Here is a 17,410-nt window from a genome sequence, read left to right on the forward strand (position 1 = left end):
TCAAAATCCGAGTTTAACGAGTCCTGCCTGCACTTCTTCATTGCCCATGAACAGGTTCCAGAGCAATCCTGTGCGATGGTTTTCGATCATAATGATCTGCGGCCCTTGATCAATGGCCAGATAGGCCTCGGCCACCCAAAAATTGTACTCCGGACTGAAGGCATCATAGAAACCGGCAGGCCCCAATAGTTTGTCCTTATTTTTGTAAAAATAGTGCATTGCTTTCAAAGATTCCTGAGGAGTGTAAGGAATGGAACTTATGGCCGCAGTGGGCGATATGATCCCTGTATCATTGGACGGACTGTGGGCATTGTACCCTATACTTCCATCATTGTTCCTGGAATAACTGGCGGTAAGCCCCCAACATTCCTCCCCATAATCCTCAAAACCCTTAGGATTGGCGACACAATATTGGTAATTGATCTTGGAATGGTTGACGTTCACGTCCCAATAATCCACATATTCATCGGAAAGGGCTTTGGGATTGAGCCCCAAATAGGAATAGTGAGCCCAAAACAAAGGGCCTCCAAACTGCTCGGCCCCTACATGCTTCACTAAGAGGGGTAATCCATATTGGGTGTTGGAAGATTGGATGCCCCCATTGGATGCCCAACCATTGGCGTATACTTCTTTTTCAATTCCAAAATCGGGGGAGGCTGCGGCCAAGACATAGGTAATCAGGACTTCGTTGTAGCCCTTTAGCTCCAAATTGATGCTGAAGCCATTATTGGGGCTCCAATGCCAATAAAGGGTGTTCTGGTTTTGGGTATACCAATCCCACTCCACACCTTTCCAAAGGTCGTCGGCCTGTTGTGCCAATGCTTGTTCCTCTTCCGAACCATTTTTTAAGTATTCCTTGACACAAATCAATCCTTGCACCAAAAAAGCGGTTTCCACTAGATCGCCCCCATCATCCAAAGGACTAAAAGGGATTACTGTTCCTGTCGAACCATTGATCCAATGGGACCATGCCCCATGAAAACGGTCCGCATTTTCCAAAAACTCCAAAAGGGTGGTCATTCGTGCCACACCTTCGGTCCTGGAAATAAAGCCACGTTCGATTCCCACAATAATGGCCATAAGCCCGAAACCGGTCCCGCCAGAGGTCACCACCTGCGAGTCCCTGTTCGGGTCGTCGGGATGGTACCTTTCCTTGGCACCTCCTGAGTTTGGCTCGGCAAAATCCCAGAAATACTTGAAGGTTTCTTCCTGTACCAAATCCATCAGTTCAGCATCCGTTATGGTCGGCTCATCATCATCTGAGCCTTCCCCAGGGAGTACTGGTGGCGTTGGCACATAGGTATAGTCATCACCTCCCCCACACGAGACCATTAGGGCCAGGAGAAGGATCAGACTCCATGTTTTTTTAATCATCATTCTTTAGATATGGGCTATCGAAGCCCAATTTTGTCAATCCATTTTTCACTTCTTCGTTCGCCATGAACAGTTTCCACAAAAGACCGCTCCTATGGTTTTCTATCATCACGGGAATGGGACCTTGGTCTATCGCCAAATACCGTGGCAGGTACCAATCTTTTTCCAAACTGAAAGCGTCATAGGGACCGTACTTACCGATCAAACTATCCTGCTGGGTGTACATATACCTTAAAAATTGCATGCTCTCCCAGGGTGTATAGGGCATGGAGGAAAGTGCCGCCGTTGGCGATATTACCCCCAAGTCCTCGCCTGGCCTGTGGCCCGCATATCCTTTGATGGAGTAGCTGGAGGTGAGCCCCCAACAATCTTCACCATAACCTTCGTATCCCTCTGGGTTATCCACCGCATATTTATAATGGATCATGGCATGGTTGACATTCAATTTCCAATAGTCGGCAAATTGGTCAGTAAGTCCTTTAGGGTTTAGCCCCAAATAGGAATAGTGCGCCCAAAAAAGAGGGCCTACCGGAGCATCATCATGCTCAAAATGGTTGAGCTCGGTTTCCAGCCCGTAATAGGTGGTGTCTTTGGCAATGGCTCCATCCAGTGCCCATCCTTTTTCATAGACACTTTTATGGATGGCATGTGTGGGGGACGCTGCTGCGAGGACGTACATGATCAGGCACTCGTTGTACCCACCAACGGGAAAGTTCATTTCCCAAGCATATTCGGGGCTCCAATGCCAATAGAGGACATCTTCACCACCTTTGGTGTACCAGTCCCATTCGACTTCTTCCCAAAGCTGTTGGATCTTTTGTGCCAATTTTTGTTCGCGTTCGTTTCCGTCCTTGAAATATTCCTTTACGGTCAAAAGCCCTTGTACCAAAAATGCCGTTTCCACCAAATCGCCTCCATTGTCCTTTGGACTGAAAGGGGTCACTTTTCCTGATGGCAACAACCAATGGGGCCATGCTCCATGAAAGCGGTCGGCTTTTTCCAAAAAGTCCACGATCTTTTCATATCGCTCCAAAGCCTGTTCCCTTGTGATGAACTTGCGCTCCACACCCACTAGGATGGCCATAAGGCCAAAACCAGAACCTCCCGTGGTGATGATGTCCTTGTCATGGTTGGGATACTCGTTATCCATGTGAAAACGTTCCCTTGCCAGACCAGAAACGGGTTCCGCACCTTCCCAAAAGTAATTGAAGGTCTGGTACTGGACTGAATCCATCAATGCCTCATCCGTATACGTTATGGTGTTCTTGCCCTTGCCTGTTGAATTTCCTTCTTTTTTGTTTTTATGGCCATTGCACCCCATAATCAGGGATGCAACAGCCATTGGAACTAAAATTAACCTCATAAAAAACTAAACTAACTCGACTAAACTAATTATTGTATCAAATTTTGAATTTCCTGTTGTGTAAGTGCTTTGCTATACAGCCTCAACTCATCCATTTGCCCTTTCTCTGTTTTGTGGTCCCAACCATTAAAATTGGGGTCACCGGACATGATCACCAAATCTCCCACACCTGTCCAGTCTATTCCGGTAAAAGCAGTTTCTCCAACCAATTCCCCGTTCATGTACAGTGCTGCATTAGTTGCTGAGATCGAGATTCCAAAATGCACCCACTCGTCAAGGGTCGGGTCTATGGTTGCGGGGACTCCTGGGTTCACCCAGGTGGCATTGGTGCCATTGCCCACAAGAAGTATGAATTTCTGTGCGTCCGCACTTCCTTCGCGAATCAATCCGAACCCACTGGGCTTATCGGATGGAGATGCCGGTTCTGCTGGCGCAATATTGATTATTCCCGCCCTCGTATCCGATGGGTCGATTTTCAACCAGAACGTGGCACTGAATTCATTTCCTTGGGCTAAATCGGCAGATGGGAACGTCAGATAGGAATCCGCAGCCCCTTGGTATGCATTCCCCGATATTCCACCAACAAGGCTCGGAGATCCCACTTCGGCAGCATTTTCACCGCTTAGGACGTCTGTATAACTTCCATCAAAGGGTAAATAGAATGTAGAACTCGACTCCGTGACCTGCTTTTGAATTTCCTGTTGCGAAAGTGCTTTGTTAAACAGCCTCAACTCATCCATTTGCCCTTTCTCTGTTTTGTGGTCCCACCCATTAAAATTGGGGTCACCGGACATGATCACCAAATCTCCCACGCCTGTCCAGTCTATTCCGGTAAAAGCAGTTTCTCCAACCAATTCCCCGTTCATGTACAGTGCTGCATTAGTTGCTGAGATCGAGATTCCAAAATGCACCCACTCGTCAAGGGTCGGGTCTATGGTTGCGGGGACTCCTGGGTTCACCCAGGTGGCATTGGTGCCATTGCCCACAAGAAGTATGAATTTCTGTGCGTCCGCACTTCCTTCGCGAATCAATCCGAACCCACTGGGCTTATCGGATGGAGATGCCGGTTCCGCCGGCGCAATATTGATTATTCCCGCCCTCGTATCCGATGGATCGACTTTCAACCAGAACGTGGCACTGAATTCATTTCCTTTGGCCAAATCGGCTGATGGGAACCTCAGATAGGAATCCGCAGCTCCTTGGTATGCATTTCCAGATACCCCGCCAACAAGGCTCGGAGATCCCACTTCGGTAGCTGCTGTAATGGTAACCTGCTCATTAAAATCGCCATCAAAAGGCATATAGAACATTTCTCCATCATATATAGGTACATAAGGTGGTGTTTTCTCAAAATCAATAGAAGATGTGGTGGTTTTGCCATCTATGTCCGTAGCCGTTATGGTCAATGTATGTACCCCTGTGGTTACATTGTCATAAACCAAATCATCCTTTATAAAGTATCGGTAATCCAAGAACCCCGTATAACTGGCAATTTCGGTCCCATCCATTGCAACAGAAACAGTGCTGATCTCTATATCATCCCTAACTTCAAAATCGATGGTTATAGCTGCAACAGCTTCTGGTACTTTTAACTGAAAACCATCTATAGGTTTGTTAATGACTATTAAAGGCGCCGTCTCATCTACTCCGGCATCCACCGCAGTGATCGGGTCTATGCCTTCGTTACAGGAAACGACCAGCAGTCCCAACAGGAAATATATGGATTTAACTGTGTATTTCATCTTTTGTAGTTTATTTGGTTAATGTTAGTTGCCACCACCTCCAAGTGTAGGCAATGCATCCAATTGTGCCTGTGGATAGGGCAATAATTGTTTATCAGCAGAGAATGTCCTACCGTCATAACTCAATTCGGAGAAATTGTCCAAACGGATCATGTCGTAGTACCTAATGCCCCACTCCATGGCCAGTTCGGCAAATTTTTCATCCATGACCTGATCACTGGTAACACCTGACAGTCCGCCCAAACCTGCACGGCTCCTGACCAGGTTCACGGCTTGGTCCGCTGTCATGCCCGTGCCGCTCGCACCGCGTGTCAGGGCTTCGGCATACATCAACAATATCTCAGCATAGCGTATCACGATCATGTTTTTGCCTCCTCCATAATCATTGCGTCCCGTAGTGATCTGAACGGATGGCAGGTAGTGTTTGCCACTGGCAAAAAGCGCCCTTGCATAATCGTTGATGATGTCCCCATCACGAGTGGTTTTGTTCACAAAAGAGGGAAGGGTTGCGTAGTTGGGATCGGCTTGAAGCTCTGCAATACCTCGATCGGTCCAAAGTACACTGGTCTCCAACCTTACGGTCTCATCCCTGTCCAACATGAACTTGATGAACTTCATACTGGGCTCATAAAAGCCCCATCCGTCGGAAGCGTTTGCCCTTGCTGGTGTCCATCCTTGGGGACCAAAAGGTCCATACAAATGATAGAAGGTATCCCCTGTACTGGAGCCGTAATCGGAAAATTGCATTTCGAGCAAACTTTCATCACTCAACTCACCCGGTTTTTTGAACAAGCTGTAAAAATCTGGATACAATGTAAACTTATTGGAGCTGATGATGGCCCCGCAGGCATCGGCCACTCCTTGGTAGTTCTCCATTTCCAATTGGGCCATGGCCTTCAAGGCATAGGCGGTGTATCGGGTCACCCCTCCTGGAACGTCTGTCCGTTCATTGGGCCTCATGTTGGGCAACAACGGAATCGCTTCGTCCATCTGATCGGATATGAACTGCATGACCTCATCCTTGGAAGCCGGTCCGTCTGCAATCTCAGTATCCGGTGTGGTCGTCTGGATAATGAACACATCGCCCCAAACCCTTGCAAGATTGAAGTGCAACCAAGCCCTCAGCACTTTGATCTCGGCTATGTACTGGTCTGCAGTGGCCTGTCCGCTTTCATCGGCAAAGCTCTTAAAGTTTTCTATCAATCCTATTTCGGTGTTGAGGCCGACAATGTCACCGTAGTGGATGTTCCACAAGGAGTTGTACATCCAATAATCTTGTGTATATACAAAATTGTCAGTGTCGGCAAACTGCTGCTGATCGCCCAATCCCCCTGCATTGACATCATCCCCGCGGACGGAGAGCAACAATGGCTCTTCCCATCCCCTGGTGGCAAAAATGTTATAGGATCCCGCCAAGGCCTGAATCATATTTTCGGTGTTCGAATAATCCAGGTCATCTGCATTGAGCTGTCCCTCTATATCGTCGAACTTATCGCTGCACGATTGGATGAAAAACATCGCAATGAGTGCAAACGTCCATTTGCTGATTGTGTTTTTCTTATTTTTCATTTCAATTTTTTTATAGTTTAATGTTGACACCTACGGTGTATACTGCCGGTACCGGATATGTTTGACGGTCTACCCCATTGGAAACTTCTGGGTTGAACCCGTTGTAGCTGAACAATGTGAGCGGTCGTTCGGCAGTCAGTGTAAATTTGAAGTCAGGCGCATTGCCTTTGAGCTTGTCGCCTCTTAGGGTATAGGCCAATTGGATGTTTTGGATCCTGAAGAAATCCCCATCCTCTACCCAGAAATTACTGAGGCGCTGGTTCCAACTGTTACGAAGGCCCGCAGATGACGGATAGGTATTGCTGGTACCTTCCCCGTGCCAACGGTTTTTGGCCAAATCGGCGTCCATATTGGTGTCAGTGGTGAAGATGATCTCGCCCCTTTTTCTGTTCAATATTTTATTGCCTGTTTGTCCGTAGAAGTTCATGGTAAAACCAAAATCCTTATAGTTGACCCCAATATTTCCACCATAGGTGAACTCGGGTAGGAAAGATCCTAGGACTGTTCTATCTTCATCCGTGATGCTACCATCCCCGTTCCTATCGTTATAAATCAGATAACCGGGCTGGATATTCTGTCCATTGTTTATGGCATTCTGCGCTACGGGATCGGCATCGATTTGCGCCTGGTTTTGATAAACTCCCGTCGTTTCATATCCATAAAAGGCATATAATGGTTCCCCAACTATGGTCCTTTGACGGAATTCGGCAGATCCTGAGTCAATATATCCACTCTCGTTCTCAATTTCAAGGGTTTCATTCTTAACCGTGGTAAAATTGGCACCGATGGTATAGCTTAGATCTTCTGAGATGTTATCGCTCCAGTTTAGTGCCACTTCCACCCCAGAGTTTCGGATGACCCCTGAATTTCTGTCAATGGTGACATTGGCTATGGGGATGTAAACCGGCATAATGGCATTCTCCGTATCCCTGATATAGTAGTCTGCCTCCAATGATAACCTGTTGTTCAAGGTGGTGAGGTTAATACCAAAATCAAGTTCTTCCACCACTTCCCAACTCAAATCGGAAAAATTGCTCGTAGCAGTGATTCCGGTAACCGGATTGTCTCCCAAATCCACAGTTACGTTGCTAATGGTATTGGAACCAGAACTTGCATTCACATTGTCGTTCCCCAAACGGCCCCAAGCGGCCCTCAACTTCAAGAAATCAAAAATGGAGTTTTCCTGCATGAACGGTTCTTTTGAAATGACCCATCCTGCACCCACTGCGGGGAAGTAGCCCCATTGGTCTTTCGTGAACTTGGAGGACCTATCCGCCCTAAACGTTCCATATAATAAATATCTGTCCTTGAAATTGTATGAAACCCTTCCAAAGTAGGATTGTCCATATACCCTTTTGTTCTCCTCCTCCACATTGTTGTTGAAGGAAAGTGGGTCGGCAAAATCCAAGTACCATGATGTTTCATAATCGATTCCCGCAATATCCGTACCTGTGGCCTCGAACCTGTTCGATGCCTCGTCCCTATATGAAGCACCTGCCATTATGGTAACATGGTGGTCTTCATTATAGGTATCGGTATAGGTCAAGATATTGTCCCAGATCTGGTTGTAATAGTTGTTCTGCTTTCTGTTGATATCCGAAAGACGCTGGTCGCCAAATCCCATGTTGTATGGTAAATTCACATAGCGCTCTTCCAAGGCGGAAAAATCTACATTATAGGTCGTCTTGAAAGTCAATTTGTCCTTGATAAAGTCGGTCTGCAAATATATATTGGTCAGCAACTTTCTTATTTTCAGCCTATTGTTATTGTACTGCATGTCTGGAAATGGGTTTTGCGTTCCCCTGTATCCCAATGCCTGTGCATTGGCATAGCGTACCGGCGTGGCAGCTGTGTTCAATTCATCAAAAACTGGAAGTATGGGAACCGCAAAATAGGCCTTGAACCATGCTGAGTTTTCAGGAGTAAATTGTGTGGCATTACTGAACACTGTGTTCACCCCTACTTTTACATTGTCAGACACATCCACGTCCAGTTTTGAGCGGATATTGAACCGTTCATATTTATTCTTCATATCGAGAAGACCTTCTTGGGAAAAATAGTTGGTGCCTATGGCATAGGCCACATTCTCCGTTCCTCCAGTAACACTCAAACCATGGTTTTGAATGATCCCATCCCTGATGATCTCATCAAACCAGTCCGTATTTACATCGGGCACATTGGGGTTGACACGGCTTCTCCCATAGCGCTGCATTGCATTGAGCACAAATTGGACATCTGCAGCAGAACCTGATTCCACGGCCATGGTCACAAATTGCTCTGCGTTGGCCATCTGCAATACATTTTGGGCGCGTTGTATACCTGTGTAACCGTTATACTCGATTTGTGGTTTCCTGTTCTTACCACCAGATTTGGTCTCAATGATGATGACCCCATTGGCTGCCCGTACTCCATAAATGGCAGAAGATGAGGCATCCTTGAGCACGTTCATCGTTTTGATGTCATTGGGATTCAAAAAGTCGATGTTGCTGTAGAACATCCCATCCACAACATATAATAGTTCTGTTGCATCAGAATACGTTCCCAATCCTCGAATCCTGACGGTTGGTGATGCTCCAGGGCTACCCGTGGTCACGATCTGTACCCCGGCCACCTTTCCCTGCAACGATTGTACGGGATTGGCCGACGGCGTTTTTTCAATCTGTTCGGCATCCACCGTTACAATGGATCCTGTGAGATCTGCCTTCCTTTGGGTACCATAACCCACCACAACAACCTCATCCAAGCTTTGGGTGTCTTCCTGCAGGGTAACATCAATAGTTGTCCTGTTACCAATAGGGACCTCTTGGGTGGCAAAACCTATATAGCTGAACACCAGGGTACCGTTGTCTGGCACGTTGTCCAAGCTATAATTACCATCAAAGTCTGTTTGGATTCCCGTTGTTGTACCTTTTAAGATGACACTGGCTCCTGGCAACGGTTGGCCCTGATCGTCCATTACCGTTCCCGAAACCGTGATATTGTTTTGGGCAAAAAGTACTGCCTGAAACAACATAAACGAGATTAGCAAAAGTTTGCTTTTAATTTTCATAATTGTGCAAAAATAGAGTTAGATTTTTACTAAATTAACAAAACCCCAAGTGGTTGACGTGTAGATGCAATACATAATAAATACATCATGCAATTACCCTTGAAAAGGCCATATTTCACTGCATTTGCAGTAGTTTATCTGTAATGACTGTGAAAAACATTAACATAGTGATGTAGTAATGATGTAATTCCAAAAAGTAGGAATATAGCCTTGGGGCCAAGTATTGTATGGCTAGAACGTAATCAGGAAATTGGAGAGATTTTCCGAACTGTCAATTTCCAGTTTTTTCCGTAGCCTGTACCGATGTATTTCCACACCCCTAACTGAAATGGCCATAAGAGGGGCAATTTCCTTGGTCGAAAGGTTCATTTTAAGGTAGGCGCAAAGTTTGAGGTCCTTGGGGGTCAAGGATGGGTATGCTTTCAAAAGTCGCTCGAAGAAATCCTCGTGAAGTTCCTTGAAATTGACTTCAAACCGTTTCCAATCTTCCGTATCTTCAATGGAGCTATCCAATTTTTTGATGAACGAACGGTACCGCTGTGAATTGGAGAACTTATCCTTGTTCACCAAGAGCATGTTCTTGATTTCAAGCATCATCTCGTTCTTTTTGGCAATGTTCAAGGTGGTGCTGGCCAGTTCGTTCTGTTTTAGGCGGATTTCCTTGGCGAGTTCCTCTTTTTCCAAATGGGCCAATCTTTCTTGCTGTTCCTTCTCCATTTGCTGTTCCAGTTCCCGCTGTTTTCGCCCAAGTTTCCTTCGGTTATATCTGCGTACCAGGAACACGGCCAATACCGTCAATAGGCCATAGAGCACCAAACTGAGCGTGGAAAGGTACCAAGGCGGCAAAATACTGAACCTAAACATATTGGATTCAGAAAGCTGATTGTCCCCACCAGCTGTTGAAACCTTAAAAGTATAATCCCCATAAGGCAGGTTCTGAAAATGGATGAAACCGCTTTCCACCAGTTCCGAATATTCTTTGGGGCCCTTTAGCTCAAAATAATACTGGGGTGCAATATACTTTGGGGAAGCGACATCTATAGTGATGGACTGGGAATGCCTATAGGGTATCTCCAATTGTTCTTGGTCAATCGGATATACGCTCTTTTGGTCCCGTAACACAATAATTTTAGGCACTGGTAAGGACAACTGTTGTGATTGCCCCTCAAGCTTGGATGGGTTTATCCTGGCAAATCCATCACTGAGCGTAATAAATGATAAGCTATCGTTTACCTTGATCACTTTCTGCGAATCGGGAGCCAAACGTTCACGCAAGGGAAGATCGGTGATCATGAGGCTATCCTTCTTCAAATCGGTATATATAATGGCCTTTTTATCCTCACCATCCACAAACCAATAATGTTCCTCATCAACAAAGAGAAGCTCCTTGTCTTCATAATCCTTGAATTCCCCAAAGGGTACAATTTGGTCTGCAATAGGATTGTACCAATACCAATTGCCCTCACTGTTCAGTACAATATGATTCTTGATATTGTAGATTTTTACATTATACTCGCTTGGGCCTCCGTCATAATCAAATTGTTGGACCCGATCGACTTCATTGTATTCGGTCCCATCAAAATGGATCCTGTAGAAGCCTTTATAGGGATGTGCCGCCCACAGTGTTGTGGGGGTCTCAAAACAAAGGTGTTTTACCGGAAAATCAAACCCATTGATCTTGGTGATTTCCCAATCCCCGTCACTCTTCTTTATAAATCTTGAAAGTCCATTGTAGGTCCCCTGTACATACATGGCGTTCTGTCCAGGCACTTTTATGGTCTGATACCCCCCTGTTATGGAACCTAAAGGTCTGAAACCATCTTCTTCCACTTTATAGGTCCCTGTGTTGTGTCCACAGAGCAGGTCTCCCTCCAGTTCAACCAAATCCCATACATGTCCTTGCGACCCGTTCACAAACTTGAGTTCATTGCCCTCAAAATAAAAAACTCCCGTATTGCTGCCCAAGTACAGCTTCCCTTTGTATGAAGCAATGTCATATACCATCCCCAAGACACCTGTATGATCGGTATAATAGGAAATGGGGTTGTTGAGCTTAACGCGGGCGATACCATTGTCGAGTCCCAACCAGAGTTGGTCATTGTACAGCAATATGGAGAGGACGGTATTGTTCTGTAATCCAGATTCCCGGTTCAATATTTGATAGTCTCCTGTGAATGAGTCGTGAAGGTACATCCCATTCTTGATGGTACCAAAACCTAATCGATCGCCGCCAAGCAGGGATATCTTGTTCAATTGGTGCTGTTTGAGTTCCTCGTTGATCTTGGCCGACCAGGGGCGGAGGTTTTTTCCATCAAAAAGGTAACATCCACTAAGTTTGGTGCCTATCATCAAACTGCCCTTGAAGACCACCATATCGGTAATCGTTTTTCCCATGAGCAGGTCTTGGTCAGGCAAAGGAACCAATTCTTCGCCTTTCAGTTCAAAAAGGCCAAGTGGCCCGGAAGCAACAATGAGTTTATCATCGAACTCGATAAAGTCGGACACAAAATTGGGGGGATCCACCACCTCTATTCCGTTCCCGTCATAGCTGTAAATGGCCGAGAAGGAACGGAACAATACTTTATTATCCTTGGAAGGGAATATTTCCCAAAATTCCTCACTGGTGAACGTATGCTCCTGAATCAAATGCGTGAGCGATGTATATTCGAGTTGCCCGATGGCATTTTTCACCCAATAGCCAAACTCTTCGTAGGAACCCGTATACACCCTGTCCCCTATGGATTCCACCGATCGGATAATGGTATTATTGGGCAGTTTGTTGAGGGTCCATTGTTCTCCGTTGAAATGCAACAACCCCTTATTGTTGGCCACAAAAAGCTCTCCATCATCGTTCACGGAAACATCCCAGTTCTTGCTTGCCCCTTTGTACTCCAACAAACGGTAGTTATAAATGGGCGGCAACATGTTCTGCCCACATAACCATAGTGGAAAAAAGAGAATCCAAGTCCTGATGAACCTATAAAGCATATTATTCGATTAACCTATCATCAAAGGTCTTTCCTTTCCTTTAATATACAAAACAATGTGTATTGCAATGTAATTCTTTTCAGGAACACATTTCCTTTGCCTTTCTACTATCAAAAAAGTTACTTACCAATAATCCCACTAAAGGTATTCATCTCATTTCCAGTCCTATTTAATCTTCGCTAACCTATTTTAATCGTTCCATAACCCTTTTTCCCTTTCCATAACCTTTATTGTTTTCTCCTTAATCCGTGACCATATCCCATAGCTCTATTTTAGCGCCACAGCAAACCGAGATGTTGAAACAAACTTCTTGGCACCATTTCCAACCAAATTTATAGTATGATTCAAGTAAAATATACTTGCACCAATAGACCCGTTCAGCGAGGAAAAGCTTTCCGTTGGACCTTTTTATTGGTATTCGCCTGCATGGGTCTTTCGCTTCGAGCGCAGACACCCAACGATGCCCTGATGATGCGTTCCAAAAACATCTGTGTCCTACTTTCCTATGACATGGGGACTTTCGACCGTTATTGGGAGGGATCTTTACTAAGGTCCAATGAGACCATTGCCACGGTGGACCAGAATACGGTCTTGCCCATGGCGGCCATCGGTATTTTGGACGACCTTAATTTTTACATCAGTCTACCCTATATCAAAACCGAATCATCCGAACCCAATGGAGGGAATTTTGCCGGCGCAAGGGGTTTTCAGGATATTGGGTTTGCCCTAAAGTACCGGGCCATACACCAAGATCTGGGCAGCGGAAAGTTCACTGCCTTGGCCACAGCTGGTTTTTCAACCCCTTTTACCAACTATCTTTCGGATTACAGACCATATAGTATTGGGGCGGGTGCACCTGAATTTTCCTTGCGTGGTATAGCCCAATACCAATGGAACAACGGATTTTATGCCCGTGCCTCCCTCGCCCATCTGTGGCGCGGATATACCGAAGCGGAGCGTGACTACTATTACAACAATGGCAGTTATTACACCGCTTGGATGGATGTGCCCAATGCATGGACCTATGAAGGGATTGTCGGGAAATGGTTGTTCGACTCGTCCTTGAAACTTGAGTTCAGCTACTTCAGCCTTTCTTCGACCAGTGGGGATGATATCCGGGCATACAATGCAGCACAGCCCACCAACAAAGTGGAATCCGACCGCATAGGATTTTCAGCACAATATTTCTTCAAATCGTTGAAAGGGTTTGGAGTGGTGGCCTATCACAATAGGGTGGTGGATGGAAGAAATGTTCCCAAACTGAGCAATACGGGCTTTGGCATCACCTACCAATTCAATGTCATTAAAAAACAAACTGAAGCGACCGATGAACAATAAAATATTCACCCTATTATTGGCCTTGGGCCTTATTTCCTTGGCTTCCTGCGAGAAAGATACCCCAAGATACCTTCCGTATGAAGGATATGCCTTCACCGATACCGATGAAGATGGTGGTGATTGGATTCCCGTTCTTCAAGAATCCGGGGCCGCCATTGAGATAACGGCACCAGAATCGACCGATTCGCAATCCTATTTGGATGAACTGGAGGATATGAAAGAAGCTATGGCCAGTATGACTTCCGAACAGAAAAAAGCAATAAAATACTGGACCAACAACCCGGCCATACGTTGGAACGAGATTGCCCTGGAACTGATCGCCAAATACAATCTCATCCCTGGGCCCAATGCAGACGGCACCTATACCCTGCCCAATCCTTCCAATCCAGAAGGACCACCGGCATTTCCCTTTGCCCATCCACCTTATGCGTGCAGGGCATTGGCCTATATGTCCGTGGCCCAATTCGACGGGCTCATCAGTGCGTGGCACCACAAATACAATTACAACAGACCAGCACCTTACCAACTGGACGAAAATATTGTCTATGCCTATGAGGACAACGATATCCCCTCCTATCCTTCGGATGGGGCGGTGATCGCACGGGCATCAAGGAACATTCTTACGGCCATGTTTCCCTTGGAAGCCGAATACTTGCAAGGCCTTGAGGAAGAACATTTGGAAAGCCTAATGCTTTCCGGGGGCAATGTAATGAGTGATATCGATGCCGGAGTGGAAATCGGCGATGCCGTATCTACCACCGCCCTGGCGCGCGCTGCGAATGACGGCATGAAGAATGCACAGACCCCAAAAGCCGTATCGGACTCCATCAAGCAGGCCGCCCTCGACAGGTTTGGCTGGGCCTGGGACAATTTGGAAATCCCAGTACGCCCCGTGGGCCTTACCCCGCTTTTCGGCAAAGTGACCATGTGGAGCATTGATGACGTGGAAAGCGTCCGTCCCATAGCCCCACCGCAGTTGGATTCACAGGAATTTCTGGACGATGTGAAGCTCCTGAAGGACTATGCCAAAAACATGACCGACGAACACCGTAGGATTGCCAATTTTTGGCAGGACGGGCTTGGGACCTACACACCTCCAGGACACTGGAACCGCATTGCCAATGAGCTTATGGTGGAATATCGGTTGAATCCCTTGCAAACTACACGGACCCTGGCCTATATGAACATGGCCATCATGGATTCGGGAATAAGCTGTTGGGATGCCAAATACTACTACCATTATCCTAGGCCCATACAGTTGATCGAAGGATTCAAGACGATTGCGGGTACACCCAATTTTCCGAGCTATACCTCTGGACACAGTGTGTTTTCAGCTGCGGCATCTGAGGTTCTGGCCTATGTCTTCCCAGAGGAAGCATCAAAAATGAGGGCTTGGGCCGAAGAAGCGGCCATTTCGAGGGTATACGGTGGTATCCACTGGAGCTTTGATGCCACTGTGGGCACGGAACAAGGACGCAACGTGGCCCAATATACCATAGATAGGGCCAAAGCAGATGGTGCCGACCAATGATTTTAGCTAAACACTGACTATTGTTCTAAAGGTAAGGTTGATTCTTGGCGTCCTCACCAACTTTGTTGGTGGCAAACGGTGCAACCAATAGCTCTGGGTAGTTCCCTTCATTACCAAGAGGCTTCCGTGGTCAAGGATCAGCTCTACTTTTTCCTTGGTCTGTTTGTGCTTGAATGCAAATTTCCGTTCGGCCCCAAAACTTAGGGAAGCTATGGCCCCATTCCGCTTCAGGTCTTTCTCCGCATCACTGTGCCAGGCCATGCCCTCTTCCCCGGAATGGTATAAGTTGAGCAGGCAGGAATTGTAGGCCTCCCCAGTTCGTTTTTCAGCCAACGTCTTCAATTCCAAGAGTGCATCTGTCCACGGCAGGGCCTTTTTGGTATGGTTGGAATACGTATATTCAAAAGGTTGATCCCCATACCAAGCCACTTCGCGTTTGGTCTCTATGCGCTTGCCGTAGATGATGGCCACATCATTGGTCCAGGCAATGTTCGCCAAAAGCTCTTGAAAATAGGCATCCGCAACATTTCGGGCCATAACAGGACCGTAATAATTCACGGTGCCTTCTTTGGGCAACCAATTATGGTCGGGGTCTATTTCAGAGGTGAACAAATCCATCTTTCCATTGTTTATATGCTGCCTTCATGCAGTGTCCGCAGGGTCGGAACCCCATTTTCCGTGCCTGGGCATCCGATTTGAAAAAAACTCTGTTCTCCCGCTTCATGCGTTTGCCCGAAGCACACTCTAAGGTACCATATATTTTCAACTTTCTGTTCCCTGCCAGCACAATCTCCCCTCTTCGGATCATGTTCAGGACTTCCTTGTTATCGATGTCGGAATGAAGTACCATTTCTCAACTGACGGCATCGTGAAAAATGATTCCCATCGTATATCTTTCACCACGGTGCAGTTCGCTCACTCCATGCTTCATGTTCACCCGATAATATCCCTTTGTACCTTTTACGGGTCTAAAGTTAGTGGTGAAGAGTACCATATCCCCTTTCTTGGGCCTGAGCACAATGGCTTTGGATTGGGCCCTGGGTGTCTGCTGGGTCATCACGAATTCACCTCCTTGGTAATCCGTATCGGGGTCGCTCAAAAAAAGAACCGCTTGGATGGGAAAATAGACCTCTCCATACAGATCTTGGTGCAATGTGTTGAACCCTCCCTTTCCATATTTTAAAATAAGTGGGGTAGGTTTCAACTGGTGCTGTTCCTTACATTGAGCTATCAATTCCTGATGGGTCTGTGGAAAAACCCTTTTTATGTTCAACGCTTTCATCCAAAGGTTGGCAACGGGAACCAAATGGGGGTACAATCCTTCCCTGAGTTCTTGGATGGGTCCGGGCAAAGGGTAATCAAAATATTTGTATTCCCCCAACCCAAAGCGATAGCGTTCCATGACCACCGTTTTTCTATATCCTTCTTTTTGATCATATAGTTCCTTCAAGGCATCGCACATATCTGGTTCCAAAAAATCTGGGACCAAGGCATATCCCTTGTTATGGAGACTTTCTTCCACTTGGTCCCATTTCACCTTGGAACTTTGGAGTGTTATCGTATTCATGTTGACTGTCCGTTTTTTGATTGATTTGATTGATGTTTTCACTCAGCAGGGGCCATTTGTGCAGCTTCCCACCCTATGATGGCACTTTTTCGGGTACTGCCCCACATATAGCCTCCTACTTTTCCGGTCGATTGGATGACCCTGTGGCATGGAATCAGAAAGGCTACGGGATTTTTCCCAATGGCGGTGCCCACGGCGCGGGATGCTTTCGGTCTTTCCATTTTTTGCGCAATGGATCCATACACCTCCAGACTTCCCGTCGGAATTTTGAGTAGGGTTTCCCACACTTTCAATTGGAAGGGCGTGCCGTGCAAATGCAGCTTGATCTGTTCCTGCTTGCTCCAATCATCCCTAAAAATGGCCAGTCCGTCCTGCTGGTTCTTGTCCAACAGCTGTCGGTAGGTAGCGTTGGGAAAACGGGATTTTAAATCCTCGAACCCCTCTTTTCCATCATCCACAAAGGACATATGGCAAATGCCCTTGGGCGTGGAGGCAACGATTAGTTTGCCAAAAGGGCTTTCTGCAAAACTATAGTTGATTTCCAAGTTTTCTCCCCCGTTCTTGTATTCCCCGGGGGTCATGCCTTCAATGTTGACGAAGAGGTCGTGCAATCTTCCCGTGCCGGAAAAGCCTGTCTCCATGGCCGTTTCGGACAAGGTGAGCTGTGCCTCCTTCAACATTTTTTTGGCATGTTCAACGCTGATGTACTGCATGAACTTTTTGGGACTTACCCCGGCCCATTCCGTGAAGAGTCTTTGGAAATGATATGGGCTTAAGTGAACGGATTCCGCAATCTCATTCAGGGAGGGCTGCTCTTTAAAATTGCTCCGTATAAAGGTGATGGCCCTTGCCACCCTATCGTAATTGAATTCTGCCTGCGTGTTCATAA

General features: G+C 46.5%; 12 protein-coding genes. 2 read left to right on the plus strand and 10 right to left on the minus strand.

Features of this window, described 5'->3' with window-relative positions:
* The 6 genes from D2V93_RS01740 to D2V93_RS01765 form a co-directional block, all read right to left on the minus strand.
* Positions 1-1,374, minus strand: coding sequence for a glucoamylase family protein (locus tag D2V93_RS01740; RefSeq protein WP_119618121.1), 1,374 nt, complete (start codon positions 1,372-1,374; stop codon positions 1-3).
* Positions 1,367-2,737, minus strand: coding sequence for a glucoamylase family protein (locus tag D2V93_RS01745; protein WP_119618122.1), 1,371 nt, complete (start codon positions 2,735-2,737; stop codon positions 1,367-1,369). Before D2V93_RS01745 ends, D2V93_RS01740 begins: the two co-directional genes overlap by 8 nt.
* Positions 2,738-2,766: 29 nt before the next feature.
* Positions 2,767-4,479, minus strand: coding sequence for a LamG domain-containing protein (locus D2V93_RS01750; RefSeq protein WP_119618123.1), 1,713 nt, complete (start codon positions 4,477-4,479; stop codon positions 2,767-2,769).
* 24 nt (positions 4,480-4,503) lie between these two features.
* The gene (locus tag D2V93_RS01755; RefSeq protein WP_119618124.1) at positions 4,504-6,048 is read right to left on the minus strand and encodes a RagB/SusD family nutrient uptake outer membrane protein; all 1,545 of its coding nucleotides are present in this window, start codon (positions 6,046-6,048) and stop codon (positions 4,504-4,506) included.
* A gap of 10 nt (positions 6,049-6,058) precedes the next feature.
* The gene (locus D2V93_RS01760) at positions 6,059-9,097 is read right to left on the minus strand and encodes a SusC/RagA family TonB-linked outer membrane protein (protein WP_119618125.1); all 3,039 of its coding nucleotides are present in this window, start codon (positions 9,095-9,097) and stop codon (positions 6,059-6,061) included.
* A gap of 231 nt (positions 9,098-9,328) precedes the next feature.
* The gene (locus D2V93_RS01765; RefSeq protein WP_119618126.1) at positions 9,329-12,085 is read right to left on the minus strand and encodes a helix-turn-helix and ligand-binding sensor domain-containing protein; all 2,757 of its coding nucleotides are present in this window, start codon (positions 12,083-12,085) and stop codon (positions 9,329-9,331) included.
* 339 nt (positions 12,086-12,424) lie between these two features.
* On the opposite strand from D2V93_RS01765, the gene D2V93_RS01770 reads away from it, so the two are divergent.
* Together D2V93_RS01770 and D2V93_RS01775 are read left to right on the plus strand one after the other, a co-directional pair.
* Positions 12,425-13,423: a transporter gene (locus D2V93_RS01770; protein ID WP_245978047.1), complete on the plus strand. Its 999-nt coding sequence runs from the start codon at positions 12,425-12,427 to the stop codon at positions 13,421-13,423.
* Positions 13,413-14,954, plus strand: a complete 1,542-nt coding sequence (locus tag D2V93_RS01775; protein ID WP_119618128.1) for a vanadium-dependent haloperoxidase — start codon at positions 13,413-13,415, stop codon at positions 14,952-14,954. Before D2V93_RS01770 ends, D2V93_RS01775 begins: the two co-directional genes overlap by 11 nt.
* A 6-nt stretch (positions 14,955-14,960) precedes the next feature.
* On the opposite strand, the gene D2V93_RS01780 is transcribed toward D2V93_RS01775, so the two are convergent.
* Genes D2V93_RS01780 through D2V93_RS01795 form a run of 4 tightly spaced genes read right to left on the minus strand, consistent with a single transcriptional unit; the run spans position 14,961 to position 17,408 of the window.
* On the minus strand, positions 14,961-15,572 hold the full coding sequence (locus D2V93_RS01780; protein WP_119618129.1) for an alpha-ketoglutarate-dependent dioxygenase AlkB family protein: 612 nt from the start codon (positions 15,570-15,572) through the stop codon (positions 14,961-14,963).
* Complete coding sequence (locus D2V93_RS01785) at positions 15,553-15,804, minus strand: Ada metal-binding domain-containing protein (protein ID WP_119618130.1); 252 nt, start codon at positions 15,802-15,804, stop codon at positions 15,553-15,555. The genes D2V93_RS01780 and D2V93_RS01785 overlap by 20 nt, the downstream gene beginning before the upstream one ends.
* 3 nt (positions 15,805-15,807) lie before the next feature.
* The gene (locus tag D2V93_RS01790) at positions 15,808-16,521 is read right to left on the minus strand and encodes a 2OG-Fe(II) oxygenase (RefSeq protein WP_119618221.1); all 714 of its coding nucleotides are present in this window, start codon (positions 16,519-16,521) and stop codon (positions 15,808-15,810) included.
* A 38-nt stretch (positions 16,522-16,559) separates the two neighbouring features.
* Positions 16,560-17,408 (minus strand): bifunctional helix-turn-helix domain-containing protein/methylated-DNA--[protein]-cysteine S-methyltransferase, encoded by an 849-nt coding sequence (locus tag D2V93_RS01795; protein WP_119618131.1) that lies wholly within the window; start codon positions 17,406-17,408, stop codon positions 16,560-16,562.
* Positions 17,409-17,410: the final 2 nt, after the last annotated feature.

This window comes from Flagellimonas taeanensis, from assembly GCF_003584105.1.
In the GTDB taxonomy this organism is placed as follows: domain Bacteria; phylum Bacteroidota; class Bacteroidia; order Flavobacteriales; family Flavobacteriaceae; genus Flagellimonas; species Flagellimonas taeanensis.